1 protein-coding gene is annotated in these 703 nt (G+C 63.3%); it reads left to right on the forward strand.

Annotated elements, in window-relative coordinates; all coding sequences use genetic code 11:
- The coding region (locus tag EN780_RS36280) for a DUF177 domain-containing protein (protein WP_245500250.1) at positions 1 to 547 on the forward strand (547 nt) is incomplete at its 5' end.
- Positions 548 to 703 lie beyond the last annotated feature (156 nt).

The raw sequence follows: 703 nt of genomic DNA on the forward strand, positions 1-703 counted from the left end.
GAAACATATCGACCCGCAAAGTCCGGTTTCCTTCGTCGCCAATGTCGCCCGCCTGCCGCAAAAAGGCCTGCCGGTGACGATCGAGGCCGACGAAGGGCAGCGCGCGGCGCTCGCCGTCGAGCACGAGCTGCTCTCGGTCGAACGCTATCGCGCCGAGCTTCTGGTGGCGCCGTGGAAGCGCAATGGCGTCAAAGTCAGCGGTCGTGTCGAGGCCGACATCACCCAGGCCTGCATCGTCACCCTGGACCCAGTCGAGGCGCATATTGAGGAGCCGGTCGAGGCGCTGTTCCTGCCCGAGCAGTCGAAGCTTGGACGGCAGGGTTTCGAAGGCGGCGGCGAGATCGTGCTGGATGCCGATGGACCCGACAGCCCGGAGACCTTTTCCGGCGACACGATCGATGTCGGCGCGCTCGCCGAGCAGTTCTTCGGGCTGGCGATCGACCCCTATCCGCGCAAGGCCGGCGTGTCGCTGGAGGTCACCGGCGACGGCGAGGCCGAGGAAAGCGAATTCCAGCAAAAGCTGCGTTCGCTGCTTGGAAAATCCTGAAAGCGGACCTGATATTAGAAAAGCCGGTTGTGCGGCAGCCCAAAAACGCTATTTTCGCCGAACCTTCGCGAGCCCCCGAACCTGACCAGCTCAAGCCGCCGGCAGGCAAACCGTGAGATGAATACCGCGTGATCAGGATTTCCATCGATGCCATGG

It is taken from the genome of Mesorhizobium sp. M4B.F.Ca.ET.089.01.1.1, assembly GCF_004022605.1.
Classification (GTDB): domain Bacteria; phylum Pseudomonadota; class Alphaproteobacteria; order Rhizobiales; family Rhizobiaceae; genus Mesorhizobium; species Mesorhizobium abyssinicae.